This window comes from Saccharobesus litoralis (assembly GCF_003063625.1).
GTDB classification, from domain to species: Bacteria; Pseudomonadota; Gammaproteobacteria; order Enterobacterales; family Alteromonadaceae; genus Saccharobesus; species Saccharobesus litoralis.
Genome location: NZ_CP026604.1, coordinates 69,574 through 96,017, shown reverse-complemented (window position 1 = coordinate 96,017; position 26,444 = coordinate 69,574). Strand labels below are relative to the sequence as shown.

Annotated in this window: 28 protein-coding genes; 11 read left to right on the top strand and 17 right to left on the bottom strand. The window is 40.4% G+C overall.

Features of this window, described 5'->3' with window-relative positions:
- The first annotated feature begins 10 nt into the window (after positions 1 to 10).
- Positions 11 to 412 (top strand): response regulator transcription factor, encoded by a 402-nt coding sequence (locus tag C2869_RS00405; protein WP_108601071.1) that lies wholly within the window; start codon positions 11 to 13, stop codon positions 410 to 412.
- 65 nt (positions 413 to 477) lie between these two features.
- On the opposite strand, the gene queE is transcribed toward C2869_RS00405, so the two are convergent.
- Positions 478 to 1,122, bottom strand: a complete 645-nt coding sequence (gene queE, locus C2869_RS00400; RefSeq protein WP_108604902.1) for a 7-carboxy-7-deazaguanine synthase QueE — start codon at positions 1,120 to 1,122, stop codon at positions 478 to 480.
- A gap of 125 nt (positions 1,123 to 1,247) precedes the next feature.
- On the opposite strand from queE, the gene queC reads away from it, so the two are divergent.
- Positions 1,248 to 1,922, top strand: a complete 675-nt coding sequence (queC, locus tag C2869_RS00395; protein ID WP_108601070.1) for a 7-cyano-7-deazaguanine synthase QueC — start codon at positions 1,248 to 1,250, stop codon at positions 1,920 to 1,922.
- 43 nt (positions 1,923 to 1,965) lie between these two features.
- On the opposite strand, the gene C2869_RS00390 is transcribed toward queC, so the two are convergent.
- On the bottom strand, positions 1,966 to 2,748 hold the full coding sequence (locus tag C2869_RS00390) for a methyltransferase domain-containing protein (RefSeq protein WP_108601069.1): 783 nt from the start codon (positions 2,746 to 2,748) through the stop codon (positions 1,966 to 1,968).
- Between the two features lie 20 nt (positions 2,749 to 2,768).
- On the opposite strand from C2869_RS00390, the gene C2869_RS00385 reads away from it, so the two are divergent.
- Both C2869_RS00385 and C2869_RS00380 read left to right on the top strand, forming a co-directional pair.
- A complete protein-coding gene (locus C2869_RS00385) occupies positions 2,769 to 3,539 on the top strand; it encodes an ElyC/SanA/YdcF family protein (protein ID WP_108601068.1) in 771 nt (256 codons plus the stop codon).
- A 121-nt stretch (positions 3,540 to 3,660) separates the two neighbouring features.
- A complete protein-coding gene (locus C2869_RS00380; protein WP_108601067.1) occupies positions 3,661 to 4,401 on the top strand; it encodes a YciK family oxidoreductase in 741 nt (246 codons plus the stop codon).
- Between the two features lie 89 nt (positions 4,402 to 4,490).
- On the opposite strand, the gene C2869_RS00375 is transcribed toward C2869_RS00380, so the two are convergent.
- The 3 genes from C2869_RS00375 to C2869_RS00365 form a co-directional block, all read right to left on the bottom strand.
- Positions 4,491 to 5,309 carry a LytR/AlgR family response regulator transcription factor gene (locus tag C2869_RS00375; RefSeq protein WP_108601066.1) on the bottom strand — a complete coding sequence of 273 codons (819 nt, stop codon included), beginning with the start codon at positions 5,307 to 5,309 and terminating at the stop codon, positions 4,491 to 4,493.
- 9 nt (positions 5,310 to 5,318) lie between these two features.
- Positions 5,319 to 6,395, bottom strand: coding sequence for a sensor histidine kinase (locus C2869_RS00370; RefSeq protein ID WP_228710726.1), 1,077 nt, complete (start codon positions 6,393 to 6,395; stop codon positions 5,319 to 5,321).
- Between the two features lie 99 nt (positions 6,396 to 6,494).
- Positions 6,495 to 6,983 (bottom strand): Mpo1 family 2-hydroxy fatty acid dioxygenase, encoded by a 489-nt coding sequence (locus C2869_RS00365; protein WP_108601065.1) that lies wholly within the window; start codon positions 6,981 to 6,983, stop codon positions 6,495 to 6,497.
- 52 nt (positions 6,984 to 7,035) lie between these two features.
- Here C2869_RS00365 and C2869_RS00360 point away from each other — a divergent pair, with 52 nt between their 5' ends.
- Together C2869_RS00360 and C2869_RS00355 are read left to right on the top strand one after the other, a co-directional pair.
- Positions 7,036 to 8,802, top strand: coding sequence for a M61 family metallopeptidase (locus C2869_RS00360; protein ID WP_108601064.1), 1,767 nt, complete (start codon positions 7,036 to 7,038; stop codon positions 8,800 to 8,802).
- Between the two features lie 93 nt (positions 8,803 to 8,895).
- Complete coding sequence (locus C2869_RS00355; RefSeq protein ID WP_108601063.1) at positions 8,896 to 10,071, top strand: chorismate mutase; 1,176 nt, start codon at positions 8,896 to 8,898, stop codon at positions 10,069 to 10,071.
- A gap of 131 nt (positions 10,072 to 10,202) precedes the next feature.
- Here C2869_RS00355 and tyrA read toward each other — a convergent pair whose 3' ends face one another.
- Complete coding sequence (gene tyrA / locus C2869_RS00350; RefSeq protein ID WP_108601062.1) at positions 10,203 to 11,192, bottom strand: bifunctional chorismate mutase/prephenate dehydrogenase; 990 nt, start codon at positions 11,190 to 11,192, stop codon at positions 10,203 to 10,205.
- 13 nt (positions 11,193 to 11,205) lie between these two features.
- Entirely contained in the window at positions 11,206 to 12,261 is a 1,056-nt protein-coding gene (locus tag C2869_RS00345) for a 3-deoxy-7-phosphoheptulonate synthase (protein WP_108601061.1), read from the bottom strand.
- Positions 12,262 to 12,616: 355 nt separating this feature from the next.
- Here C2869_RS00345 and C2869_RS00340 point away from each other — a divergent pair, with 355 nt between their 5' ends.
- The 3 genes from C2869_RS00340 to C2869_RS00330 all read left to right on the top strand — a co-directional run bounded on the left by C2869_RS00340 (position 12,617) and on the right by C2869_RS00330 (position 16,210).
- Positions 12,617 to 14,896, top strand: a complete 2,280-nt coding sequence (locus tag C2869_RS00340) for a GGDEF domain-containing phosphodiesterase (protein WP_108601060.1) — start codon at positions 12,617 to 12,619, stop codon at positions 14,894 to 14,896.
- Positions 14,897 to 14,969: 73 nt separating this feature from the next.
- The gene (locus C2869_RS00335) at positions 14,970 to 15,341 is read left to right on the top strand and encodes a VanZ family protein (protein WP_159083954.1); all 372 of its coding nucleotides are present in this window, start codon (positions 14,970 to 14,972) and stop codon (positions 15,339 to 15,341) included.
- Positions 15,293 to 16,210 (top strand): ketopantoate reductase family protein, encoded by a 918-nt coding sequence (locus C2869_RS00330; protein ID WP_108601058.1) that lies wholly within the window; start codon positions 15,293 to 15,295, stop codon positions 16,208 to 16,210. The genes C2869_RS00335 and C2869_RS00330 overlap by 49 nt, the downstream gene beginning before the upstream one ends.
- Here the strand turns inward: C2869_RS00330 and thiL are convergent.
- The 10 genes from thiL to dapA all read right to left on the bottom strand — a co-directional run bounded on the left by thiL (position 16,185) and on the right by dapA (position 25,222).
- A complete protein-coding gene (thiL, locus tag C2869_RS00325; RefSeq protein WP_108601057.1) occupies positions 16,185 to 17,171 on the bottom strand; it encodes a thiamine-phosphate kinase in 987 nt (328 codons plus the stop codon). The two genes, C2869_RS00330 and thiL, sit on opposite strands and share 26 nt — an antisense overlap.
- Positions 17,172 to 17,328: 157 nt before the next feature.
- Positions 17,329 to 17,754, bottom strand: a complete 426-nt coding sequence (gene nusB / locus C2869_RS00320) for a transcription antitermination factor NusB (RefSeq protein WP_108601056.1) — start codon at positions 17,752 to 17,754, stop codon at positions 17,329 to 17,331.
- Positions 17,755 to 17,763: 9 nt separating this feature from the next.
- Complete coding sequence (gene ribH, locus C2869_RS00315; RefSeq protein WP_108601055.1) at positions 17,764 to 18,228, bottom strand: 6,7-dimethyl-8-ribityllumazine synthase; 465 nt, start codon at positions 18,226 to 18,228, stop codon at positions 17,764 to 17,766.
- 83 nt (positions 18,229 to 18,311) lie between these two features.
- A complete protein-coding gene (gene ribBA / locus C2869_RS00310) occupies positions 18,312 to 19,421 on the bottom strand; it encodes a bifunctional 3,4-dihydroxy-2-butanone-4-phosphate synthase/GTP cyclohydrolase II (protein ID WP_108601054.1) in 1,110 nt (369 codons plus the stop codon).
- A 65-nt stretch (positions 19,422 to 19,486) separates the two neighbouring features.
- Positions 19,487 to 20,140, bottom strand: a complete 654-nt coding sequence (locus C2869_RS00305) for a riboflavin synthase (RefSeq protein WP_108601053.1) — start codon at positions 20,138 to 20,140, stop codon at positions 19,487 to 19,489.
- An 11-nt stretch (positions 20,141 to 20,151) separates the two neighbouring features.
- On the bottom strand, positions 20,152 to 21,273 hold the full coding sequence (gene ribD / locus C2869_RS00300; protein WP_108601052.1) for a bifunctional diaminohydroxyphosphoribosylaminopyrimidine deaminase/5-amino-6-(5-phosphoribosylamino)uracil reductase RibD: 1,122 nt from the start codon (positions 21,271 to 21,273) through the stop codon (positions 20,152 to 20,154).
- Positions 21,274 to 21,275: 2 nt separating this feature from the next.
- Positions 21,276 to 21,725: a transcriptional regulator NrdR gene (gene nrdR, locus C2869_RS00295; protein WP_108601051.1), complete on the bottom strand. Its 450-nt coding sequence runs from the start codon at positions 21,723 to 21,725 to the stop codon at positions 21,276 to 21,278.
- Positions 21,726 to 21,806: 81 nt separating this feature from the next.
- Positions 21,807 to 23,063, bottom strand: coding sequence for a serine hydroxymethyltransferase (gene glyA / locus C2869_RS00290; protein WP_108601050.1), 1,257 nt, complete (start codon positions 23,061 to 23,063; stop codon positions 21,807 to 21,809).
- A gap of 185 nt (positions 23,064 to 23,248) precedes the next feature.
- Positions 23,249 to 24,331 (bottom strand): outer membrane protein assembly factor BamC, encoded by a 1,083-nt coding sequence (gene bamC / locus C2869_RS00285; RefSeq protein WP_108601049.1) that lies wholly within the window; start codon positions 24,329 to 24,331, stop codon positions 23,249 to 23,251.
- A 12-nt stretch (positions 24,332 to 24,343) separates the two neighbouring features.
- The gene (dapA, locus tag C2869_RS00280) at positions 24,344 to 25,222 is read right to left on the bottom strand and encodes a 4-hydroxy-tetrahydrodipicolinate synthase (RefSeq protein WP_108601048.1); all 879 of its coding nucleotides are present in this window, start codon (positions 25,220 to 25,222) and stop codon (positions 24,344 to 24,346) included.
- 153 nt (positions 25,223 to 25,375) lie between these two features.
- Here dapA and C2869_RS00275 point away from each other — a divergent pair, with 153 nt between their 5' ends.
- Positions 25,376 to 25,903 carry a glycine cleavage system protein R gene (locus tag C2869_RS00275; protein WP_108601047.1) on the top strand — a complete coding sequence of 176 codons (528 nt, stop codon included), beginning with the start codon at positions 25,376 to 25,378 and terminating at the stop codon, positions 25,901 to 25,903.
- A gap of 16 nt (positions 25,904 to 25,919) precedes the next feature.
- Positions 25,920 to 26,390 (top strand): thioredoxin-dependent thiol peroxidase, encoded by a 471-nt coding sequence (bcp, locus tag C2869_RS00270; RefSeq protein ID WP_108601046.1) that lies wholly within the window; start codon positions 25,920 to 25,922, stop codon positions 26,388 to 26,390.
- The last annotated feature ends 54 nt before the right edge of the window (positions 26,391 to 26,444 follow it).

Here is a 26,444-nt window from a genome sequence, read left to right as displayed (position 1 = left end):
GCTTTCACCTATGGCATTACAAACTGGGTTACTAACAACGCGTCCCGAAAAAGTATTAATCGTTGATGATGCCCGTTTAATGCGCGACTTTTTGCGTAATATGCTACTCGAATTGGGCTTTGGCAATTTTTCAGAAGCTGAAAATCGCAAAGATACATTACGCAAGTTTAAAGAAGAAAAACCCGATGTGGTATTTCTTGATATTGAACTGGAAGAGGAAAACGGCCTAGAGATCCTTGCTCAACTTAAAGAAATGGACGCAGGTGCTAATGTTGCCATTGTGAGCGCGCACAGCACTATCGTCAATGTACGCAAGGCAATGGACTTAGGCGCAAAAGGCTTTATGGTTAAGCCCTATAAACCGAAGAAATTAGTCGCTACATTAAAAAACATGGGTGTTGCTATTGTTTAACAATAGCAACCGCATTAGTCCTTATTTACACCTAACTTTGCAAGAAAAGTCCATTCATCAAACTGTTAACTAATATTTAAGTACTTGTGTGTTTGAATAGATAAGCGCCAGTTCTTTTCAATACAGGTTTTAATAGCAAACTCTGTAGCTCGACTCTTCTGACTTATCGGCTGTAAATATATCAACTTGGTGAAATCACCTCTAGCTAATAAGGCTTCCAGTTCAATTATGTGTTGTTCGGTAGCGACAGGGTGCTTAATTTCATTTGCCCTTGCTAAACAGGTATCTAAAATGGGGTATTTACCTTTCATATTAACTTTTGGCGACAAAGTAACCCAAGTATCGGTATGAGTTTTGATTTCGAATGTACCACTGGTTTCAATCTGGCATTGATAACCAGCTGTTTGCAATACCGTAGTTAACTCAGTTAAGTCATACATGCAAGGCTCACCGCCTGTGATCACCACGTGCTTAGCATGATAGCCTTGTTGCTCGATGACCAGCATAATCTCAGCGACAGTTAATGTTGACCAAGTCGGTGAATCGCCTTGTTTGGCTAACATGTCCTTAGCCGAAATTTTATCTTTTTCTTCTACATACCAAGTTTGTTGGGTATCACACCAAGGACAACCCACTGGGCAACCTTGTAAACGAATAAAAATACTCGGTGTGCCTGTGTAAGCCCCCTCACCTTGTATTGTTTCAAACATTTCATTAACGGGTAACGTTTGCAAATTAACTCCAACAAACTAATAAAGACTGAGTAGCAAGCTAGCTAATTAGCATGCCATTGGGTAGAATCCGTGCATTATACCCAAAGGTAATTCTGATTGTTATGGCTGTTAGCGAAAATAAAGAAAAGGTTGTTGTTATCTACTCAGGTGGCATGGATTCATATACTGTACTTAACAAGGCAATTGAACAGGGGTATCAACCCTTCGCTTTAACCTTTGATTATGGACAAAAACATAATAAAGAAATTACCTATGCACGCCGCGTCTGCCAAGAATTAAATATAGCGCACAAAGTCATTGATATAACGGCCATCAACCAATTACTAGCAGGCTCATCTTTAACCGATGATATAGACATTCCCGAAGGTCATTACGAAGAAGCGTCTATGAAATCCACCGTTGTGCCGAATCGCAACATGATTTTACTATCACTCGCTGTTGGCTATGCCGTGTCATTAGAAGCAACTAAAGTATTTTATGGTGCTCATTCGGGTGATCACGCCATATACCCAGATTGCCGCCCTGAGTTTGTCGAAAAAATGAATGCAGTTTGTCAAATTGCCAATTATGACGCTGTCGATATCGTGACGCCTTATTTACAAAATAGTAAAATAGACATTCTCAGCGACGGCTTAAGAATGAACTTGGACTACAGTAAAACATGGACTTGTTATAATGGCCGTGAACTGGCTTGCGGTAAATGCGGTGCTTGCCAAGAAAGACTTGAAGCTTTTGAGCTTAACCAAGTTAAAGATCCACTGACATACGAAAGTTAAGTTTTTTGAGACAACAATTCAAACCAAACGGATAAGCAAAAAACTACTTTTCACACACAACATGAATGTACTTGGCCATTGAAATAAACGGCTCTTGTTTAGAAAACTGCTTTTCAAAACGCAGTATGCTGGCAAAATCCGTTTGTTGTTGTTCAATATTGCGCAGGTAATCGTGAAAAGTTCTTACCCCTCGTTTATGTAAAACGTTAAATCCACAGGCCTGCAGCCAAGAATAAACCAACTCTGGCTCCAACTGGGTTTTGGGGTTTAGTTTAACTTCTTTCTTGGTTTTTAACCCTTTAGCCACGTAATCAAAATTACCATATATCAAATTGCCGATTAACTTAGCGGTATGATTAAAAAACATTAATGACAACTTACCGCCAGGTTTTAGCAATGAATATAAGGTATTAATAATGTCTTGTGGTTGCTGAGTCCATTCTAAAACGGCGTGACAAATGATCCAGTCAAATTGCGGGTTGTTGGCATTTTGGGCATACTCTTGTATTGCACAAGCTTGACTAGTGAGCCTGGTTATTTCATGTAACTGAGCGCGCTGTTCAATCGTTTTCACCATCTCGCTTGATACATCTATGGCATGTACATTATGACCCAATTGAGCTAACCACAAAGCCATCTCGCCCGTACCCGCCCCAGCGTCTAAAATAGATAGTGCTTGATGTTGCTCAGGATCCTCTCGGCACGCGGCGAGCTGAAACGATTCTAAATCATCTTGCAAGATAGCAAGCCGTAACTTGCCTTTTGTTGCTTGGTATATGTTGTTTGAAAATTTATCTACGATATGATCGAAACTATAATCTTGCACAGGCTTTTATTAAGGTTGAAATGTTTATTATTAAAAAATTAGTGGCTAGCTTTATTATGCCACTGCCGTTAGCTATTTTACTGATTTTAGCGGCCTCTTTGTTATTTATTCTAACCAAACGTAAAAAACTAGCGATAAGCCTAAATTTAGCAGGTTTAATTTTACTGATGGTTACGACTATGCCCTTTTTGACTAACGGGCTTCTACAAACCTTAGAGTCGCGGCACATGTATACACTAGATACTGAATACATGAGTGACATCACCACTCGCCCTAATGCCATTATAGTATTGGGTTGTGGCCATAAAAATATTGAACCTATGCCAATCACCAGTCAACTGGCACATTGCTCATTAGCGAGAACAGTCGAAGGCGTTCGTTTAGCATTAAAATATCCTGAATTAGATTTAATATTTACCGGCTATTCCGGTAATCACCCTATAAGTAATGCCAAAATGAATAGTGAACTGGCTTTACAACTCGGCATAAAACCGTCACGCATACATGTATTTGAATCCCCAAAAGACACAGCCGAGGAAGCCCGTGTTATTAAGCAACACTTTGACAATTCAGACTTTATTTTAGTCACTGAGGCGAGTCACATGGCCCGCTCAGTTAACGAATTCAAGCAAGCTGGATTACGTGTGATACCCAATCCAACCCGCCACTTATACACTGATCTTGACAACTATTATTGGTATCAGCTTAAGCCTAGTGCGTTTTGGCTTGAACAATCAGAGCGGCTTATATACGAACACTTAGGTTTGATTTACCAAAAAATAAAATACTAGCGTTACACTAAGCTGCGCTAAATCAAAAACAGATTAGCCTATTTAACTGAAATTCAGGTAAAATTCCTATACATAAGCAGCTATCTCTTTAGCTTAACCAAAACAATGAATTTGAGAAAACATGCAAGATATCGTTAATGAAACGAACTGCCTAGAAGGCAAAGTGATATTGGTAACCGGCGCAGGTGCAGGCATAGGTAAAGCCGCCGCTTTTGCCTATGCCCAACATGGTGCTGAGGTTATCCTGCTTGGCAAAACAACGAAAAAATTAGAACAAACTTACGACGAGATAGAAAAAGCTGGTTATAAACAACCAGCCATTATTCCACTCGATTTAAAAGGCGCCACTGAGCAAAACTACATTGATATGGCCAACACCATCATCTCACAATTTGGTCGACTCGATGGCTTGCTACATAACGCTAGCGCGTTAGGTGGAATTATGCCAATTGATCAGTATCCGCTGGATATGTGGAATGAAGTCATGCAAGTCAACGTAACCAGCCAATTTATGATGACCAAAGCGCTTATTCCTGCCTTAAAGTTAGCTGAAAAGCCTTCTGTTATTTTCACTAGCTCTAGTGTGGGTCGCAAAGGAAGAGCCTATTGGGGTGCCTATTCTGTATCTAAATTTGCTACTGAAGGTATGATGCAAGTTTTTGCAGATGAGTTTGAATTTCATCCAATTAAATTTAATTCAATCAACCCAGGCGCTACCGCAACACGTATGCGAGCTAAGGCTTATCCAGCAGAAGATCCAAATACATTAAAACAACCCGCCGATTTGATGCCATTATACGTACAGCTCATGTCTGATGTTTATACTAAAACTACACAAGCGTTAGATGCACAACCTAAATAAATCTCGTTAATAAATTAAAAAGGCCTGCTAATTATCTAAACTAGCAGGCCTTGTAAAATTTAGCGTTTGCGCCAATATTGCCATAGCAATTATCGTATTGCTTGCTTGATCCGATCTCGATAACTTCGACTCACTTTCAACTCTTTTTCGTTGTGTAACACTACGTAATAGTCGCCATTTTCATGAGTGTAGAGTTTGACAACTTGATGAATGTTAATCATGGCAGAACGATGAATACGGATAAAAAGATTAGGATCCAATTCGGCTTCTAACTCTTTCATCGTTTTACGCATGATATGGGTTTTTTCACCTTCGTGAACACACATATAATCGCCAGCAGCGTCGATCCACACAACATCACGCAATTTAACCCGCGTTATCTCACCACCATCTTTAATGGCAATTACGTCTGAATATTTACGAGTTTTAAGTGGGACACCTTCGGCAAGTTGCTTTAAGATTTCATCACTATTTTCACCCGTAACTTCTGACACTAACCGCACCAAATTGGCTTTTTGCTGCGCGTCATTCTGTTGTTCAATATAGCCACGAACTTTATCCATGGTTTCCTTTAATCGTTCGTCATCTAGCGGCTTTAACAAATAATCTAATGCGTGTACTTCAAACGCCTTTAACGCATAGTGATCAAACGCCGTGACAAATACGACTAAAGGCAAAGGTTGGTCTAACTCTTCTAGCTTTTGCAATAATTCAAAACCATTAATTTCAGGCATTTGAATATCCAAAAACATTAAGTCGGGTTCAAACTCTTTTACGGCAGCTAAGGCCTCAATCCCATTAGCGCATTCAGCTTGTAAATCAATATCTGAAAATGCTTGTAAGCGTATACTCAATCCTTTTCGAGCTAATGGTTCATCATCTACGAGTATCGTTTTTATTGTTTTCATTTTTTATCCTTAGGCCACTTCAAACGGGATGCGAATATTAACTTTAATCCCTGTTGGTAAATTGTTGGCTATTTCAAACGCATGGTTTTGGTCATAAAGAGATTGGAGGCGGTCACGAATATTCGGGATACCTACTCCACCTTCACGGACCAATTTACCGTCTTTAACATCGGCCCCTGGGCCGTTATCGCTAATTTCGAGTAACAAATCGGCTCCAAAGCGTCGCGCTTTTATATCGATCGTCCCACCGTTAACCATTTTAGAGATAGCATACTTAATTGAGTTTTCGATTAAAGGTTGCAGCAATAGGCTAGGTACCAATGCTGCACAGCACTCGTCTTCTATATCCCATTGAACTTTAAGACGATCTTCAAATCTAACTTTTTCAATATCCAAATACAGTTTTAAGGCTTTTATTTCTTGAGAAAGTTCAACTTTTTTAATTGGGTCGCTATCTAGCGAATAGCGCAAAAAGTCACTCAAGCGCGTTACCATGTTATTGGCAGTTTTATTTTCTTCGATAAGTACTAAGGTGGATATTGCATTTAACGTATTAAACAAAAAATGGGGATTTAACTGATAGCGCAGCATTTTAAGTTGTGCCTGATGAGCCATCGTATTGGCTTGTAAGGCTTTTTGCCGCTCATGTTGCAACAACTGATAATATTTAATACCAAAGTACAAGCCTGACCAACACAATACATTGTAAAACGACCATGTTGCGTTACTAAAATAATGGATCCATACATCCGGCCGGTAACCGTACTTATATATTTCCCAATACCAAAAGTTTTTAACCACGGCCCATATAAGACCGACAAAATAAGAGCTGGCTAAAATAGTTAACACAATACGCCAAGGGTTGGCGTTCCATACGCGGCGAAATACATAACGCAAAGGTAAGGTTAAAAACCAGCCGGCACCCGCACTCAGTACGATCACCACCCAGAAAATATCCCGCATCTCATGTAACAATGAGCCTAGGTAATGAACTAAACAGTAACCAACCCAGCCCGCTGTTTGCAAAAACCAAAACAGGTTTTCTCGGTCGTCAAAAAAAGCATGACACTTTTTTTTGCAAATCAAACTATATTCTCAATTAATTTTTCGCGATTAAAGGCGCTACTCTACCTTAGCTAAAGCCTTAATACTCGGCTTTCAGTCAAAAAATCTTGGTTATTCATCTCAATATGTTAACCCCAGTTTCAGCAAAATCTTTTTACACACCCATGCAGGTCCGACCAACAAGAAAAAAATATCACGTAAAAAAGCCGGTTTTTTCCCTTCAAGTTTATGCCCATAAAACTGCGCAATCCACGCTAACACAAAAACAGCTCCCCATATTTGAATTAAGTACAATTGAAACTGCATAGAGTATAAAAGATGGCATATAATGGGGGGCAACGAAGCGCAAAGCATTAATGCAAAAATGGCTAAAGAGTGTCGAACATACCAAATCAAACCCAATACAAGAGCAAACCAAACCGGTGTTATCACCTTTATGCTAAACAAACTGGCAAAATGTAATTCTGGGATAGACCATTGAATTTCAGCCAATAGCCCAATGATTGACATGTAAATTAACGGCACAGCTAGGTTATGAATCATTCGATTAGTCGGGTGAAGATGACTTTCTTCATATTCATCTAACAAAATATCAAGTTTTCTCTGCATTTTTTCGTCATAATAACTAGATTAAAACCAGTTACTTAAGGTTAAGCCTAAAATGGGATTTCCGCATTTTAAAATCACACTACCTCAACCCAATAATCACTATTTTTTCGTTGAGCTAACTGTCGAGACATCTTCTCAAGCAAAAAGTTTATTGTCATTGCCCAGTTGGATCCCGGGCAGTTACATGGTTAGAGACTTTTGTAAAAACATTGTCGATATAAGTTTTAGCGACTTAAATGACCAGCCACTAGGTTTTAAACGGCTTGATAAACAAACTTGGCTTGTCGACAATAATCATCAAGGGTATCGCGTAAATTACCGCGTCTATGCCTACGACACCTCAGTACGAACCGCCTACCTTGATGGACAACGCGGTTTTTTCAACGGCACAAGCCTATTCCTAAAAGTAGAAGAGTTTGCCGATAACGAGCAGTATGTCACGATAAGCCAGCCTGAGTGCAAGCCCAATTGGCAACTTGCAACAGGCTTAAGCCGTTTATCAGGAAAATCATGGGACTTTGGGCAATTTAAAGCGCTAAATTACTTAGAGCTACTGGATTACCCAGTAGAAATGGCTGATTTTTCGACTGTCACTTTTCATGTGTCGGGGATCCCACACCATGTTGTCATATCTGGGCGGCACAACGCTGATTTAGATAGAATAGCTAACGATCTCACGCCGATTTGCCAACATCACATTGACTATTTTGCAGATACTTGTCCTGTTGATGAGTACTGGTTTATGGTTAACGTTGTTGGTGATGGATTTGGCGGTTTAGAACATTTAAATTCAACTGCTTTACTTTGCAGTCGCAATACGTTGCCGACCAATGCAACGCCTAGTGGCGAAATAAGCGAAAATTACCAAACTTTTCTTAGCCTATGCAGCCACGAATACTTTCATACGTGGAATGTAAAACGTTTAAAACCACTAGAATTTGTGGATCCCAACCTAGGTTCTGAAACCTATAGCAAGCAATTATGGTTTTATGAGGGCATTACCTCATATGTTGATGATTGGTCTTTAAATCAGGTTGAACTCATTTCGGCCAATCAATATTTATCAACCATATCCAAAGCAATACAGCGGCTTCTTAACGCGCCGGGGCGTTTTAAGCAAAGTGTGGCTGACTCCAGTTTTGACGCTTGGACTAAGTTTTATAAACAAGATGAAAACGCCCGCAATGCCATTGTAAGCTACTATATAAAAGGCTTTGTTATTGCATTATGCCTTGATTTACACATTCGGCGTGAAACGCAACAGCAATGTAACTTGCAAGCGATCATGCAAGCTTATTGGCAAGACTATAAAAACGGAAAAAGCGGCACCCAATATTCAGACTTTATTGATAAAGTTAAAAGCGTAGCAGGGTTAGATATAGAACCCCTTTGGCTAGAATGGGTTGAGGGCACCAAGGATTTGCCTATTAACGAATATTTACAGCACTTTGGTATAGACTATATCTGGCAAGCTGATCCGACTAGCACATATATAGACTTAGGTATTAACTGGCAATCTAAACAAGACAAGTTGTTTGTGCAATCTGTGTTAGATGATAGTCCACTTGTTGCAGCAGGATTAAGTGCCCAAGATGAACTAGTGGCTGTAGCTGGTCTAAAAGTGACTGATGAAAAACAGTTAAACGAATTACTCAATATCTACGTTGAGCAAAATATTTCCCTGCACGTTTTTCGTCGAGACGAACTCATTGAGTTAAATTTTGTGGTGCCAAATACGCGCCAACACAAACTAGAACTGAAAATAAATAACAATGAAGCGGCTGAAAAGTGGTTAAAACGCGTATCGGTGAATAACTAAAAGTTAGTCGTTAGACCGAGCCGAACTTGACAGTCGAGCGGCATTTTTTAAACTCCGTACCAGCTAAATGAAAAGAATTAAAGCAGAACAAGAATGGCAGACCAAGAAAAGATAGATTTAAGCGCCCTGAGAGTAGAAATTACTCAACTTGATGAAGACTTACTACGTTTGTTAGCCAGACGTCGCGAGATCAGTATTGAAGTGGCCAAAAGTAAGATCCAACACTTGCGCCCTGTTCGCGACGTCGCGCGTGAACAATTGTTAATGGAGAACTTGGTAGAGAAAGGCCGACCTCTTAATCTGGACGAAAAATTTCTCAACGACATTTTTAGAACCATTATTGAAGACTCAGTTGATAGGCAAATTCAGTACATAGCTGAAAACACCAACCCTGAGCATCATAAAGATAAAGTTAAAGTGGCATTTTTAGGTAGCCAAGGCACTTATAGTCATATCGCGACCAATACCTACTTTAAAACTAAACTGGGTAGCACTGACGCAATTGAAGAAGTCGGATGCGCAGGTTTTGATGATATTTTCCAAGCCATTAAAACGGGGACGGCAGATTACGGCATGTTACCGGTCGAAAACACCTCGTCTGGCAGTATCAATGAAGTGTATGACTTATTACAGAAATATGCAGAAGAGATCCATATTGTCGGTGAACAGAGTATCGCTGTAAAACATAGTTTACTGACAACAACATCGACCACGCTTGATAATATTAAAACCATTTATGGCCATTTTCAGCCAATTGCCCAATGTAGTCAGTTTTTAAGTACACTCAGCGAAGATGTGCACATAGAGGCGTTATCCAGTTCATCTGCGGCCATGAAAAAAGTGGCCGAACTGCAAGACCCGACAGTTGCCGTTATTGCCAGTGAGCAAGGTGGTAAATATTACGGCTTGCAAACCTTAGTTAATACCATTGCTAATCAGAAAGAAGATAATCACACCCGCTTTATTGTCATATCCAAAGAGCAACTGCAAGTGCCACAACAATCTTTGGCTAAAACATCGTTAATCATGTCAGTTAATCAAGAGCCTGGCGCATTAGTTAAGCCCTTACTGGCCTTTAGTGAATATGGTATTGATTTATGTAAACTGGAATCAAGGCCTATCCATGGTAAACCTAATGAAGAAATGTTTTATATTGACGCGTTAGCCAACACCAATGATGCCAATTTCCAGCAAGCACTCGGGCATATATTTAATGAGCGGATCACTAACTATTTGGTGCTACTTGGTTGTTACGAGCCAGAAAAATAACAACGCAATTTAGGCCGTTTAAAATAGTTAAACAAAAAAAGCCGAGCTATCACAGCTCGGCTTTTTTATTATTGAGTTTTAGCCACAGGCTCTGCAAGCATAAATGCTCGCAAAAATGGGATTTATCTGATTTATTCCTGACCTTCCCAAATCAAACTGTTATGTTTTTTAACAGTATGGTGGGCGGCTTCTAATAAATCTCGGCTTTCTTCTAAAAAGTGTTCCGCAAAGTCTCCAAACCAATCGGTGACTAAATTAAATTCACGCTTGAACTCTTCTTTACAGCCCATATCAAGCAACTCCAATCCTTTATCGTAGGCTTGCATGTAACGTCTTAATAAATCAAAGTTATCTTGATTGGCAAAAATGATGTCAGCATAAAGCTGCGGGTCTTGAGCAAACAATCGACCGACCATAGCCAATTCTAAACGATATATTGGCGAGCTGATGGCTATCAGTTCGCGTAACTCAGGCGCTTCTCTTTGCAATAGCATGCCATAAACAAAGGTTGTAAAGTGGCGCATAACCTGAATAAAAGCCATGGCTTTGTCATGTGACTCAGCCGACGTACAGTGCAGTTTCGCCCCTTGCTGCTTAAATTCATCTAACAACCATTGATACTTGTCTTGTTCGCGGCCGGCACAATGAACAATAACTTGATCATCCATATTCTCTACGTCTGGACCAAACATAGGGTGCAAACCAACCACAGGACCTGGATGGGCTTTAAGCATGGCATCCAGTGGCTTCACTTTAACACTGGTAACGTCAGCCAATACAACTGAGCTATCTAATTGTGGAGCCAATTGTTCAATAGTTTGTTCAGTTAAGTTAATTGGTACTGAGACCAAAACTAATTGACAACCTTGCACCAAAGCCCCGACATTTTCCCAATCGTTTTTATCAACTACCGTGACAGTATGCCCTGACATTCTGAACCATTTAACAAACAATGAGCCCAAGCGGCCAGCCCCGCCAATGACGGCAATACGTTTAGGATCTGCACTCAGGTTATGAGTCTGACTCGCTTGCAGCGTTTGCTGCAACTGCAATTGTTCCGCTCGCAAGCGCTCTATTTGCAGTTGGATCTCATCTATACGTTGCTTTAATGGCTCTGTCATAAGGTAATAAAGTCTATTTACGGTTTTTTAGCGTGTCTGCAAACTCTTTCAACAAGCTTTCAGTCGTTGGCCAATCGATACAGGCATCTGTAATAGATACACCATACTCAAGTTCTTCTTTCGGTTTATTAGAAGATTGGTTGCCCGCATTAATATGGCTTTCTAGCATGACACCCATAATAGATTGATTACCAGCAACTATCTGCTCAAGTACGTCGCGTGCAACTAAAGGTTGGTTATCGTGATTTTTACTTGAATTACCATGGCTACAATCAACAACGATGGCTTTTGGTAAACCTGCTTTGTCTAATAACTGCTCACACTCTGCAACAAATTCAGCTTGGTAATTTGGTTTTTTACCACCACGTAAAATAACATGGCCATCTGGGTTACCTGACGTTGAAATAACAGCCACTTGACCATTTTGATTAATACCCATAAATGAATGGCCAGATGCGGCAGACATTAATGCGTTGATTGCCGTACCTAAACTGCCGTCAGTACCATTTTTAAAACCAACCGGCATTGATAAACCACTGGCCATTTCACGGTGAGTTTGCGATTCAGTCGTACGCGCGCCAATAGCTGACCAGCTGAATAATTCAGCAAGATACTGCGGGCTAATTGGGTCTAACGCTTCTGTCGCCATTGGCAATTCCATTTCAGCAATGGCAATTAATAACTTACGCGCCTTGCGTAAACCAGCTTCAATATCAAATGTATCATTTAAGTGTGGGTCGTTAATTAAACCTTTCCAACCCACTGTTGTGCGTGGCTTTTCAAAATAAACACGCATCACTAAGTAAATTTCATCTTTTAGTTCATCGTGTAATTTTTTCAAGCGCTTAGCGTAATCAATTGCCGCATCGACATCGTGAATCGAGCAAGGGCCACTGATCACTAATAAGCGTTGATCTTTACCATGTACAATATCAGAAATGACTTGGCGTGACTCTGAAATCATATTTAATGCGTGTTGCGAAATTGGCAACTCTTTCTTTAGCTCATCCGGCGTAATGATGACTTCTTCAGCATTAACGTGAACGTTATTTAGCGTATCTTTTAACATGTTTGGTCCAGGAATTTAGTAAGAAAATAAAAAACAGGTGCAAGCTAATCCGATAAAAGTATCGAATCAATAATAGAAATAATAGTAGTGGGTGTTGCCGAAGTGGCGTAAATATTTCATTGCGTGTAGCAGTTTTCGCTTTAGGAAAATCACATATAGTTTTGCCATGCTTTTTAACATTTAATCGCCCTAGTTATCAAGCTAAAAATGAGTAAATAGCAATAAATTTGAAAACTTCGATTTGTTCGGCAAATTATGTACAGTAGAGCTCGAAAATTTAGCTACGTCCTGCAATAAATAACTAGCTTATCCTATCCTATTAAAGTGGATAGTTAACGAAAGATAATTTGGTTTTATGGAAAAGCTTACTCACTCAATCAAAGCTCGAACCCAAACCGTTTTTGCTATTGTGGTCGTGGCGGGGCTAATTTTGTCCTACATTGTATTTTGGTCGGCCAGCCAAGTAAAAAAGACCACACAAGAGTTAGTCGATAAACAAATTCCTGTTTACCAATTAGTGGCTCAATTTTCAGCTAATTTGGTAGAACAAGAAAGATTATTGTACGAATATTATGCAACAGATGATCCCTACCTGTATTTGGCTAATAATTGGCAAAACAATTTTACGAGTCAAAGTGAGAAAAATAAGAAATTATTACAAGATTTAAAGCAGCATTTTGTTCACAATAATACTGAAATCAACCATTTATATACCTCACTTACACAAATTGCACATGAAGCCAATGCATTACATGACAATATGGCTTCAACTCAAACTGATTGGGATTTAGCACGTGAGAGTTTAAGTAAAATAGCAGAGCTAAGAATAAATACCTTACCTAGCTTAGATAAGTTATCAAATGAAATACGTCAAGCGGTAGCACAAGCTTATACGCAAAATGAAACTAAATTAGATACCAGCCTAATTACGGTACTGAGCTACAGTTTTTTTATACTGATTGTGGCCTTTGTTATGGCCAGAATATTAAGCCGATATTTTGTCGCCTCAGCCCAAGGAAAACGCCTTAGTTTATTCCCGATCGCCAACCCTAATCCGGTGATCAGTCTAAGCCGCGACCTTAAAATAACCTATCACAATCCAGCTACAGATGACCTTTTAGAACAAATTCAAACCCAGCATCCTGCATCATTGTTGCCTGTGAACTATCAAAATAAATTAACCTGTTTGATGGCCGAGCAATGTACGTATCGACAAGTCGAATACCAAGTCGCAAATATGACACTATTGGCTGACATTCATTGGCACAAAGATGAACAAGAGTTTGATATTTATATTCAAAATATTACGCAGCAAGTTTTAGCTAAACAACGTTTGGAATATCAGGCCTACCACGACAGAGCAAGCGGCCTAAATAATAATTACAAATTACTCGAAGTTTTACAGGAGCTTGTCGATAGCCAAGTTGAATTTGCGCTAGGCATGATTGAAGTACGCCACTTTAACCAGCTTATTGCTGGTCAAGGCATGGAAGCATCGCTAGCCTTAGTTAAGTCATTCGCCCAGCGCTTAAATACTGCGGTAGCAAAATGCAATTGTGAACATCAGCTATATCATGTCAGTCAAAACGTATTTAGCGTATTGGTCATGGGAACACACGACGCTGGCTATCTTGCTCATTTATGTAAACAAATAGAAGAACAAGTGGAAGCACCAATAGAAACCGATTTTGGTGAACTAAAAATAGAATTAGATTTTGGTTTTTGCCAATACCCTAATCATGGTCACGACAAGCATGCTTTATTAAAACACGTTCGCGCCGCGTTAGATGAAGCCATACAAAAACCACATAGCACCTTTGTATTTTACACTGACCGGCTGGGTGAACAGCTAGAATACCGCTTAAAATTGCAGCGTGATTTAGACAAAGCAATAGAAGACCACAACTTACAGCTTAATTTTCAGCCGCAATTTGATATACAAGCCAGACGAATTATTGGCATGGAAACGCTTATTCGCTGGAATAATCATGGTAATTGGGTATCACCCGCAGATTTCATACCGCTAGCCGAGCAGACTGGGCAAATTATTGATTTGGGTCGCTGGATACTAATGGAAGCTTGCCTTTTTTGCAGCCAATTGTTTGATAAAGGCTACCGCGACTTAGTTGTCGCCATCAATATTTCACCTCGGCAGTTTCAACACCCAGACTTTATTACATCAGTTAAACAGGCAATCAACCTAGCTGAAATCCCCGCGTCCAGCATAGAACTAGAAATAACAGAGGGCGTTATTCTCGGTAACGAGCAAGACACAATCCACGCTTTGCAAACCTTAAAAGACTTTGGTGTGATGTTATCAATCGATGATTTTGGTACCGGATATTCTTCTTTAAGCTATTTAAAGCAATTTCCATTAGATAAACTTAAAATTGACCAAGCTTTTATTCGCCAACTTGAACAGAATGAGCAAGACCAAGCTATAGTCAGAACTATTATTGATTTGGGACAAAATTTAAACTTAACCTTAATTGCTGAAGGTGTTGAAAAATCAGAACAACTTACTCTATTACAACAAATGGGTTGTCATGAAATACAAGGCTATTATTTTAGCCGACCACTACCTGCTGACCATCTATTGCAGTTTTTGCAACAAAATAACATTCAATCAGCATAAATTGGCAACCGGCTATTGGTTTTTAGTAACGCGCACAGCATAATAGCCATAAATTGACTGTTCAGAATTGTTTGTGCGAAATCCCTTTTATCTTGCCTATTTAGCCTGCGCTATTATTGTTTTTACCGTGCTTTTTTTGCGAACTGTACCTCAGGTTGCGAATGGCATTCCGCACCTCGATAAAATAGCTCACTTTGGCATTTTTTTCATATTAACCTTCCTTGCTTATCGTGCGTTGAAAGATTACTTTTTAATCGCTTGCGCCGCTATTGTTGCTTATGGCGGATTGATTGAGATTGCACAATCATTCGTCCCGCATCGTTCAGGAAGTTGGCTTGATTTTGCCGCCGACGTGATGGGGGTTATTGTATTTATTGGAGCGCTGGAATTATTCAAATGGCAAAAGAACCAACGCCTTGCACTATTGTCGGACAAGGAGCAGTAGGTAGCTTTCTTACTTTTTACTTAAGTCAGCCCTCATGCAAACTTAATGTGGTCACTCGTCAGGGTCTAACTGAAGTCATTCATTTTATCGACACTCAAAAAGTCAGTGTTGACCTGCACCCACAGCCTTACAATTTTGATGTTGAAATAAGCAATTTGCTGCTGCCCACGAAGGCTTACGATATCCATTCAGCTTTTAAGCACCTACAACCTAAATTAGCTAACAATGCTAATATTATCTTATTTAATAACGGTATGGGCTGTATTGAAGAAATAACGCCTTTACTTGGTCCTAAACAAAGGTTGCTGGCCGCTTCAGTCACTCACGGTGTGCTCAAGCAAGCATCAAATGTGATACATACCGGTCAAGGTGCCATCTATTATGGTGATGTGACTCCTAACAAAAAGTCAGATCCCTTGTCGGCTGATACGTTGGCGGATTGTGATACTATGCTAAAACACTTACCCAACTGCCAAAAGGTAAAAAACATTGAATACCGCCTTTGGCAAAAGCTGGCCATCAATGCTTGTATTAATCCGATCACCGCGCTTAATCAACAACAAAACCGCTCTGTGTTAGATAAGCACTATTATGAGTTAATTAACGATATTCTAAATGAATTTTGCCAGATCACTCACGCTATACATTTAGACTTTGATTTCAATACGTTATTAAGTACCGTACTAGAAGTAGCCAAAGCAACGGGTGAAAACTTCTCATCCATGAACCGAGATGTATATAACAAACGCCGTACTGAAATTGACTATATCAACGGATATATAGTCAAAAAAGGCCAAGAATTAGCGATAAAGACACCGGTGAATCAGCAATTAGTGGCTCAGGTTAAAAATGTTGAAAACCGTGTTTAGCGAGATTTTGCACCCTTCCCTTGTTTAACACAGAACAAGTAGGCTGCGGCCCTTCTGCGCATTCAAGCATTTCGCCTATCAGGGTTAAAGGTAAATGAAGATCGTTGGCGATGTTTTTTATTGTTTGACGCTGGGCTTTAGGGGCTGTAAAACAAAGCTCATAATCATCACCACCCGACAAAGCATTGACAAGAGCTTGCTCAAAGCCAACTGCATCTTTATGATGTTGCGCTAGCGGCAAGCTTTCACAGTGAATAACCGCGTTCAACTCTGAGCGTTGACATATATGATTTAAATCAGCAACGAGTCCATCTGAAATATCCAAAGCGGCATTAGCAATACCTAACAATTTTTTCCCTAGTGAAACTCTAGGTTGAGGTAAGTCAAAACGCTGTTTTAAAAACATGACACTTTGCTCAGACACTATGCGTTGCGCTGCAAAGTTTTTATCTGTGTAAGCTGCCAGCCCCGCAGCTGCATCACCTATGGTGCCAGAAACATAAATATCATCACCAACTTGCGCGGCACAACGGGTTAAAGCTTTGCTTGCTTCCACTTCACCAAACGCACTGATGGTAATCGACAATGGTCCTTTAGTGGTATCACCACCTATCAAATGGCACTGAAATTGCGATGCCAAATTAAATAAGCCTTGGCTAAAGGCTTTTAACCAATCGGCATCAAAGTTGGGTAACGTCAGTGCTAAATTAAACCATTTTGGGTTGGCACCCATCGCGGCTAAATCACTTAAGTTTGTCGCTAATACACGATGACCAAGCGCAAAAGGATCAATTTCAGGCAGGAAATGGCGGCCAGATACCAGTGTATCTGTCGTAACGGCTAGGGATTGATGGATAGGCGGCGAAAGCAAGGCGCAATCGTCACCTTTGTCCAAAATTACGCCTTTGTCTGGCGTTGATTGCTGGTGGAAATATTGTTTGATTAAAGCAAATTCATTCATATAGTCTTCTCGCTCAGGCTTTATGGTTCATTGTCTGCGCTTACTCGCCCCAATCACATAATAGAGCATATGCTCATGGGGTCTCAAAGCTTGACAGCTTCCCCTAAAACCCGATCGCTTTGACTAAACATTACCAGCAATGCTTTGGGCACGATAACTACTTTTTAAACTCTGATTTGCGAATGAATTTAACCGCTTTATCTAATACACCATTAATAAATTTATGGCTATCATCAGCTGCAAACACTTTAGCCACTTCAATCGCTTCATTGATAACGACTTTATAAGGTACTTCTTTACAATCGCTTAATTCATACGTTGCAACGCGCAAAATGGCTTTTTCAACCAAATCAACTTCAGCAATATCTCTCGCCAAGTGCGGCTTATAAGCAATATCGAGATTGTCGGCAGTCATTGCCACACCATTAACTAGCTTTTTGAAGTAAACGACATCAAACTCATTAACGTCGTTTTCTTCTTCCATTGCTTCAATAACATCTGCAATGCGATTATTCGTCACTTGCCAAGAATAAATGGCTTGTGCCGCAAGCTGACGAGCTTTTCTACGCTGTGAACCTTTCAATGTCGTACCTTAAATTTGATCTAAAACGTTGACCATTTCAATTGCAGTTAACGCGGCTTCTGCCCCTTTATTACCTGCTTTTGTACCCGAACGCTCAATAGCTTGCTCAATAGATTCGGTGGTGATAACACCAAAGGCTACCGGCGTAGTAAACTCCAATGCAACTTGCGACAAGCCTTTACTCGCTTCGCCTGCAACGAAATCAAAATGCGGTGTACCGCCACGAATAACTGCACCTAGAGCGATAATAGCGTCGTATTTACCTGATGCTGCGACTTTCTTCGCTACAATAGGTAATTCATGCGCGCCGGGTACACGGATCAAAGTAATATCATCAGCGCTTACGTCGCCATAACGTTTTAGCGCATCAACTGCCCCTTCAACTAAGCTTTCAACAACAAACGCATTAAAACGAGCTATAACTAAGGCAAACTTTTTGCCTTTAGCAGATACTTGACCTTCGATAACCTGCATGAAATATCCTATCAATTATTGGAGTAAAAATTTTCGGCGTAGTGTAACAAAAACCGCGCCCTCGTTACGAATAAATTTTGACTTTATTCTGTTACATATTCTACGACTTCTAAACCGAAACCAGAAAGGGCGTGATAACGTTTCGGGGCGCTCAATAAGCGCATTTTACCAACATTGAGCTCGGCCAATATTTGTGAACCAACACCCACGGTACGTGATGTACCAAAGCCAGGTTTAACTTTAACTTTTTTACCCGCGTCTTCAGCTGCGAATCGTTCAACTATGTTGATCAACTCGTTAGCGGTTTCATTTTTACCAAGTAACAATACCACACCACCTTCATCGGCAATTTTCTTCATTGCTTGATTAAGTGACCAATGACTTTTGTTATCCCTTGTAGAGCGTAACAAGTCGTTAAACGTATTAATTAAATGAACCCGAACTAAAGTCGGTTTATCAGGATCAATATCTACATTTTTTAAGGCAAAATGAATTTGATCATCAATTGTATCTTTAAATGTAACTAAATCAAACTCACCGTATGCTGTGGGTAATTTACACTCAGCAATTTTTTCAATCGTTGTTTCGGTGGTATTTCTATGCTCAATTAAATCAGCTATTGTACCTATTTTTAAATTGTGTTGTTGAGCGAATGTTTCTAAATCTGGACGACGTGCCATGCTGCCATCATCCTTTAAAATTTCAACAATAACAGCCGCGGGTTCACACCCTGCTAATCTAGCTAAATCGCAACCGGCTTCGGTATGACCGGCTCGATTTAATACACCACCGTCTTGCGCCATTAATGGGAAAATATGACCAGGCTGCACTATATCTTCTGGTTGTGCATCTTTCGCTACCGCCGCTAATATCGTGGTGGCTCTGTCAGCCGCTGAAATACCAGTGGTAACACCTTCCGCAGCTTCTATTGAAACCGTAAAATTAGTGGCGAATGCCGCTTTATTTCGATCAGCCATTAAAGGTAAATTTAATTGTTCGCAGCGCTCTGCGGTTAACGGCATACAAATTAGGCCTCGGCCATAGGTTGCCATAAAGTTAATGGCTTCAGGTGTAACATGCTCAGCCGCCATGATTAAATCGCCTTCATTTTCACGATCTTCATCATCCATTAACACCACCATTCGGCCTTGGCGGATCTCTTCGATTAATTCTGCAGCAGTATTCAATTTCATTTTTTTCTCGCTTTTGGCGTCGATGCTTTTTTTCGCATTATTTTAGAGTCGAGGCTTATATGATCTTATTTGATAAAACCTGATTTAGCTAACAAGTTCATCATATTTTGATCTTGTTGTTGTGGTGTTTGATAATTCATTAAACGTTCTAAATAGCGCGCAATCACGTCAACTTCAATATTCACTTTATCGCCGACCTGCCATTTAACAATCGTCGTTTGCTCAGCCGTATGAGGAATAATGGTTAACCTAAACCGATTACCAGATACTTCATTAACCGTTAAACTAATACCATCAACGGTAATTGAACCTTTTACAGCAATATATTTAGCTAAATCTGCCGGCGCTTCTAGCCAATATTCTGTCGCATTGCCATTGTCTTGAATTTGCTTTAAGTTGGCAACACCATCAACATGGCCACTCACAATATGACCACCTAAACGCGTATTAGGTGTGCACGCTTTCTCTAAATTGACTTTTGAGCCTATCGAAAGAGAGGAAAATTTTGTTCTCTTTACCGTTTCAGAGGACACATCAGCCTGAAAAGATTGCGCATCAAACTGAGTTACGGTTAAACAGGTGCCATTAACAGCTATAGAATCACCGAGTCGCACATCTTGCATATCTAACCCATTGACGGCCACTTTAACCTGATAGCCATTTTGCACAGGACTTAACGCCATTATGTGGCCAACCGCTTCTATAATTCCAGTAAACATAATAAGAGGCTTTATCCTTTTTTATGTAAAATAAGTTTTAAATCTTCACCAATTTGCGTCACGCTTTGATACGACCACCGATGAGCGAGCGCTAAGCTATCGGTCTCAGGTAAATTAACCAAGCCAAACGTCTGTTCACCCATCAGCAGCGGCGCTTGATAAATTATTAGTTCATCGACTAAATCGGCTTCAATAAATGCCCCTGCCATGTGGGCTCCCGCTTCAACCCAAACGTCATTAATTCCCTGTGTCGCTAAATAAGCCAGTACATCCGTTAAATCCACTTTATCTTCGCCTCTTACGCGCTTGCTAGCGACTTGACGATAAGTAACATTGTCTGGCAATTCGGGGCGTTCAGCTGATATTCCCACAAACAAAGTTGGGCTATTGTGTGAAAAGAATCGATTACTCGCGCTTACTTTTTTCTTACTATCGATAATGACCCGCAGAGGCTGTCTGACATCGTCAGTTGGGTAACTTGTTAGTTCACTTTTTCGAACATTTAATGCCGGTTGATCCACTTCGACCGTACCCGAACCTGAAATAATGGCACAACTTTGTGCGCGATAATGCTGAACATCAGCACGCGCTTGCGGCCCTGTGATCCATTTGCTTTCGCCATCTGCCATTGCCGTTCGGCCATCAATACTCGCAGCCAGTTTAAGACGGACATAAGGTAGTCCGGTTCGCATACGTTTAGTAAAACCAAGGTTCAGTTGCTCACAGTCTTGTGCCAAACAAAGAGTGTCGATTTCTATACCAGCAGCTTGTAATTTAGCGACCCCTTTAGAATCGACTTGCGGATTAGGATCAACCATACCGACAACCACTCTTTGTATTCCCGCTTCTATTAAACCATCAGCACAAGGTGGTGTACGACCATGATGAGAGCAAGGTTCCAACGTAACATAAGCGGTTGCACCTTTAGTGATATGGCCTTTATTATTTGCATCGGCTATTGCATTGCGCTCGGCATGTAATTCACCCGCTTTAAGATGAAAGCCCTCACCTATCACTTGCCCAGATTTGACTAAGACACAACCCACTCTTGGATTGGGAGACGTGGTATACAAGCCTTTTTTGGCTAATTGAATGGCTTTAGCCATCCAATAAAAATCATCCTTAGTCAACATAGTTAGCTTTTTAATCCCGCAATTGTTTTGCCAAATTCAGCCACATCTTCAAATGAGCGATAAACAGAAGCAAAGCGAACATAGGCCACTTGATCCAGCTTACGTAAATGCTCCATGACTAAATTACCAATTAATTGGCTTGAAATCTGTCGCTCGCCTGTCGCTCGCAATTCAGATTTAACCCGATTAATCAGTTGCTCAGTTTCCTCGACGCTAACTGGGCGTTTTTCCAATGCCCTGATTAAACCACTGCGCAATTTGTCTTCATTAAATGGTTCATGCGTGTCATCCGTTTTTACCACTCGCGGCATGACTAATTCAGCCATTTCAAACGTTGTAAAACGCTCATTACATTGTAAACAAGCACGGCGACGGCGAATTTGATGGCCTTCAGCCACTAAGCGAGAATCTATGACCTTGGTTTCTTGTTGGTTACAAAACGGACAATGCATGACTTACTCAATCGTTTTTTAAATCAAAAAAGGCCGCAAATGCGACCTTTATCACTAACTCAAAAAGCTAGCTAAGCAATATTAAGCATAAACTGGTAAACGACTACACACGTCTAATACTTTAGCTTTTACTGTTTCAATAACATCTTGGTTTTCAATGTCATCTAAAACATCACAGATCCAGCCAGCTAATTCTTTAGCTTCAGCTTCTTTAAAGCCACGACGTGTAATAGAAGGAGTACCGATACGTAAACCAGAAGTAACGAAAGGTGAACGCGGATCATTAGGTACAGAGTTTTTGTTAACAGTAATGTTAGCGTTGCCAAGTGCTGCGTCAGCATCTTTACCCGTAATATCTTTGTCGATTAAATCAACTAAGAATAAGTGATTATCTGTTTTACCAGAAACAACTTTATAGCCACGCTCTTGTAATACAGCAACCATAGCTTTTGAGTTTTTCACCACTTGCTCTTGGTAAGCTTTAAACTCAGGTTGCAAAGCTTCTTTAAAAGCAACTGCTTTAGCGGCAATTACATGACATAAAGGACCACCTTGACCACCTGGGAAAACCGCACTGTTTAATTTCTTCTCGATCGTTTCATCAGACTTAGCTGATAAAATTAAGCCACCACGTGGTCCGGCTAATGTTTTATGAGTAGTTGTAGTTACAACATCAGCATATTGCATAGGTGATGGGTAAACACCAGCGGCGATAAGACCAGCAACGTGCGCCATATCAACCATTAAATAAGCACCCACTTCATCCGCAATTTCACGGAACTTAGCCCAGTCAACAATGCCTGAATACGCTGAAAAACCAGCGATAATCATAGCAGGCTTATGCTCTTTAGCTAACGCAGCCACTTGCTCGTAATCAATCTCGCCAGTTTCTTCGTTTAAACCATACTGAACTGCATTATAAGTTTTACCTGAAAAGTTAACATGCGCACCGTGAGTTAAGTGACCACCATGAGCCAAGCTCATACCTAATACAGTATCGTGCGGCTGAAGTAACGCTTGGAATACAGCAGCGTTAGCTTGCGAACCAGAATGCGGCTGAACGTTTGCATAAGTTGCACCAAATAATTGTTTGGCACGCTCGATTGCTAAGCTTTCAGCTACATCAACATGCTCACAGCCACCATAGTAACGCTTACCCGGATAACCTTCTGCGTACTTGTTTGTTAATTGTGAACCCTGTGCTTCTAAAACGCGTGGGCTACAATAGTTTTCAGAAGCAATCAATTCGATATGCTCTTCCTGACGGCGAGTTTCATCTTGAATTGATTGATATAATTCCGGATCGAAATCAGCGATATTCATGCTGCGAGTTAACATGTGCTCTCCTATAGAATAGCAAAGTAGATTTGAACTTGGGGTAACTTGTTTGGGCGCGTATTGTATAAGTTTTCACTACGGCTGCCTACTGCAATCTACCTTAAAAAAATCAGCATTTACTTGATAAATTTTCAAGCAAATAAATAAACACAAACGAGGCGTGTTAACGCCTCGCATTAATTAAATTATTCCAATGGTTCTGCAAGTATAGCGGCAAACTCAGGGATAACTTTGTCAATAATATCTTTACTAACAGGCTCTAAATTATTATTGCTAAACGAAACCTCGGTTTCATCTTCACGGCGTAATAATTCAACAACATAATCACCTGATTCAAACGCTAAGCCTGATTGCTTTTCATCACCAAATAATGAGCTCCAAAACCCTTCACTACGCTCATTAATACGGCCATAAATACGGCCCTCTATTTTATTGATGTCTGTAATAACAAAGCCTAATTGGTTCATTGCGTCTAACACGCGTAACCAAGTGTGAGGGAAATTAGCTTTAACAACCATTACCTCGTCACCATTACGTAACGTACGTTGAGTGACTTCAACCCCTTGTGCGTATTGAGTGCGACGCTGTTCAGCCGCTAAACGGAACTGATAATCATAATGACCAATCACGCTGTTAAGCATATCGGTTGCCAAGCCACGATTGTCCTCTTGGCGTAATGACTTTTTACTCGTAAAGCCTTCAGCACGACGTTCTAATAAATTAACAGTGACCGAACCGGTTCGACCGTGTGGCTTCATATTCACGGTAAAAGAGTAGCGACGACTTTCATCTGTTATTTTACCAGACCATAACCACCAACCTGTTTCGATTTGATGTGGTACCCAATCCGTTTCAACGTAACCTGTGGCTTTATCTACTTTGCGTAGCGAAACATCTATTTTGTCAAAATAGCCAGTCAGAGCCGACCAAATGCTTTTTTCAAGCTGGGAGATTTCTTCAGTTTGTTCAAACCACACTGTGGTGTGTGGATCAGCCTCGTCAACTCGGCTGCCCTCAGCTAACGCCATTAGTAGCCTAGGCGGAAATACCGAAACTTTGCTACCCACCGTACCGGCAAGGCCGTCGGTTTTAGGTAAAGGGTAATCGTTGACTAATTCAGGTTTATCTAAACCTTGTGGAATTTGTAGTGCTTTATTAGTCTTAACTTTCGTGTATTCAAAATCGCCTTCTGCTACACGAGGAGCCGTGGAACAAGCGGAAAGACCGATAATAGTGGCAACGGCAAAAAGGCCGATAACTTTATTCAAAGTAACTCCAGATTATATAAGCTCTGCTTTTGATAATGCTTGTTCGATTATTTTTTGCGTATTTAGTTCCGGTTGAACTAAAGGAAGACGATAAACACATTCAGGAATTAATCCCATGCGGCTTAATGCCCATTTAACCGGTACAGGGTTAGACTCAACAAACATCGCAGAGTGCACATCGCGCAATCCACTATCAATTTGCTCTGCTGTCTCAACATCACCTTCAGCCACTGCATTACACATATCAGCCATGCGTTTGGCAGCAACATTATTGGTTACAGAAATCACACCATGTCCGCCTTGTTTTAAAAACGCTAGGCCAGTTTCATCGTCACCGCTCAACAAAATAAATTCACCGTCAACCAGTGCTTGAATATCTTTTAAGCGCTGGATACTACCAGTTGCTTCCTTTATACCAATAATTTTGTCGTGTTTTGCTAAATGCGCAACGGTTTCAGGCAACATATCCACTGCTGTACGACCCGGTACATTATATAAAATTTGTGGTATGTCGCTAGCATCTGCTATTGCTTCGAAATGGGCAATTAAACCTTTTTGTGACGGTTTATTATAATAAGGTGTCACATTTAAAAACGCGTCAACACCCAAAGGGGCAATTGCTTTAGTTAGTTCAATGGCTTCTGCAGTTGAATTAGCACCATTACCCGCAATGACTTTTACACGCCCTGCGACTGTTTTAACAACCGCTTTAACCACTTCAACATGTTCATTAGTAGGCAGCGTAGCCGACTCACCTGTTGTACCCACAGCAACTATGCCATGCGTACCAGCCGCAATATGATGTTCCACCAAGGCTTCTAACGCCGAGTAGTCAACTTCTCCTGTTGACGTCATTGGTGTAACTAAAGCAACTATACTTCCACGAATCATGTAAAAAACCCTCTTTAAATCAAGCGCGCTATGGTACTTGCCATTATGATTAAAGACAAGAATCAACAAAGAATTCAAAGCCATAATTAATAATTTTTATGTTACAATGCCGCCCTCTTAATATAAAAACGCAATTTGATACCTTTAACACCCATGTCTGAACAACTTGTCGTCACCTCTATTGGCACTAACCGTCGCGGTATGGTCAATGAAATTACTTCATTAGCTGCTGCTAATGACCTCAATATTTTATACAGTCGCATGGCAATCATGGGCAATGAATTTACCTATGTCATGTTAGTTGAAGGCTCTAACTTAAAAATTAATCGCTTTGAAAGTGCATTTATTAATTTATGTGCTCGAATTGATCTTATGAGTGTTGTTAAACGTACCAGTGGGCACCGCAAACAACAAATAGAGCAAGAGTGTGGAAAGTTAATTTATCAAACCAAAGACCAAACAGGCCTTCTATCTAAATTCACCCAATTTTTTGCAGCGCAAGGGTTAAGCTTAGCCAATCTACGCTGTGAGGGCGTACCAGAAGATGCTGGCGAAGACGGCCAAGCGGTTACTGAAATTACATTCAGAAAACCAAAATCAGATTGGGACGTCAACGCATTCACTAGTGACTTACAGGCCTTGTTAGATGAACTGAAAATTGAAGGTCAAATAGAACTATAGTTATTTAGAGGTTACCATGAATCCTATTCAACCAGGCACTGTTGCGCCTTTGTTCTCGTTAAAAAATCAAAACGATGAAACCATCAATCTTGCTGATTATATTGGCAAGAATAAAGTTGTTGTCTATTTCTATCCTAAAGCGTCAACGCCAGGGTGCACCGTTCAAGCTTGTGGTTTGCGCGACAGTAAAACCGAGCTAGATGCTCTTAATGTTAAAGTATTTGGCTTAAGCCCAGATCCAGTTAAACGAATTAGTAACTTTGTCACTAAACAAGAACTCAACTTCGATTTATTAGCGGATGAAGACCACGCGACTGCTGACGCTTATGGCGTTTGGGGTCTTAAAAAGTTTATGGGCAGGGAATACGACGGTATCCATCGCATTAGCTTTTTAATTGGCCTAGATGGAAAAATTGAACATGTTTTTAATAAGTTCAAAACCAAAGACCACCATGAAGTGGTATTAGATTATTTAAAACAAAGCTAACACTGATTTAAGTTTGTTTTGAAAATACTAGAAGATGATCAAAAACGCCGCTAT

Excerpts from the sequence above, each read along its gene's own strand:
- dapA (WP_108601048.1), bottom strand. The coding sequence starts at position 25,222 with ATGATTCGTGGAAGTATAGTTGCTTTAGTTACACCAATGACGTCAACA.
- ribBA (WP_108601054.1), bottom strand. The coding sequence starts at position 19,421 with ATGAAATTGAATACTGCTGCAGAATTAATCGAAGAGATCCGCCAAGGC.
- thiL (WP_108601057.1), bottom strand. The coding sequence starts at position 17,171 with ATGAATGAATTTGCTTTAATCAAACAATATTTCCACCAGCAATCAACG.
- queE (WP_108604902.1), bottom strand. The coding sequence starts at position 1,122 with ATGTTTGAAACAATACAAGGTGAGGGGGCTTACACAGGCACACCGAGT.
- C2869_RS00380 (WP_108601067.1), top strand. The coding sequence starts at position 3,661 with ATGCAAGATATCGTTAATGAAACGAACTGCCTAGAAGGCAAAGTGATA.
- C2869_RS00385 (WP_108601068.1), top strand. The coding sequence starts at position 2,769 with ATGTTTATTATTAAAAAATTAGTGGCTAGCTTTATTATGCCACTGCCG.
- C2869_RS00375 (WP_108601066.1), bottom strand. The coding sequence starts at position 5,309 with ATGAAAACAATAAAAACGATACTCGTAGATGATGAACCATTAGCTCGA.
- C2869_RS00275 (WP_108601047.1), top strand. The coding sequence starts at position 25,376 with ATGTCTGAACAACTTGTCGTCACCTCTATTGGCACTAACCGTCGCGGT.
- C2869_RS00355 (WP_108601063.1), top strand. The coding sequence starts at position 8,896 with ATGGCAGACCAAGAAAAGATAGATTTAAGCGCCCTGAGAGTAGAAATT.
- glyA (WP_108601050.1), bottom strand. The coding sequence starts at position 23,063 with ATGTTAACTCGCAGCATGAATATCGCTGATTTCGATCCGGAATTATAT.
- C2869_RS00405 (WP_108601071.1), top strand. The coding sequence starts at position 11 with ATGGCATTACAAACTGGGTTACTAACAACGCGTCCCGAAAAAGTATTA.
- queC (WP_108601070.1), top strand. The coding sequence starts at position 1,248 with ATGGCTGTTAGCGAAAATAAAGAAAAGGTTGTTGTTATCTACTCAGGT.
- C2869_RS00345 (WP_108601061.1), bottom strand. The coding sequence starts at position 12,261 with ATGTTAAAAGATACGCTAAATAACGTTCACGTTAATGCTGAAGAAGTC.
- C2869_RS00360 (WP_108601064.1), top strand. The coding sequence starts at position 7,036 with ATGGGATTTCCGCATTTTAAAATCACACTACCTCAACCCAATAATCAC.
- tyrA (WP_108601062.1), bottom strand. The coding sequence starts at position 11,192 with ATGACAGAGCCATTAAAGCAACGTATAGATGAGATCCAACTGCAAATA.
- C2869_RS00365 (WP_108601065.1), bottom strand. The coding sequence starts at position 6,983 with ATGCAGAGAAAACTTGATATTTTGTTAGATGAATATGAAGAAAGTCAT.
- nrdR (WP_108601051.1), bottom strand. The coding sequence starts at position 21,725 with ATGCATTGTCCGTTTTGTAACCAACAAGAAACCAAGGTCATAGATTCT.
- C2869_RS00305 (WP_108601053.1), bottom strand. The coding sequence starts at position 20,140 with ATGTTTACTGGAATTATAGAAGCGGTTGGCCACATAATGGCGTTAAGT.
- ribH (WP_108601055.1), bottom strand. The coding sequence starts at position 18,228 with ATGCAGGTTATCGAAGGTCAAGTATCTGCTAAAGGCAAAAAGTTTGCC.
- bcp (WP_108601046.1), top strand. The coding sequence starts at position 25,920 with ATGAATCCTATTCAACCAGGCACTGTTGCGCCTTTGTTCTCGTTAAAA.
- ribD (WP_108601052.1), bottom strand. The coding sequence starts at position 21,273 with ATGTTGACTAAGGATGATTTTTATTGGATGGCTAAAGCCATTCAATTA.
- C2869_RS00330 (WP_108601058.1), top strand. The coding sequence starts at position 15,293 with ATGGCAAAAGAACCAACGCCTTGCACTATTGTCGGACAAGGAGCAGTA.
- C2869_RS00340 (WP_108601060.1), top strand. The coding sequence starts at position 12,617 with ATGGAAAAGCTTACTCACTCAATCAAAGCTCGAACCCAAACCGTTTTT.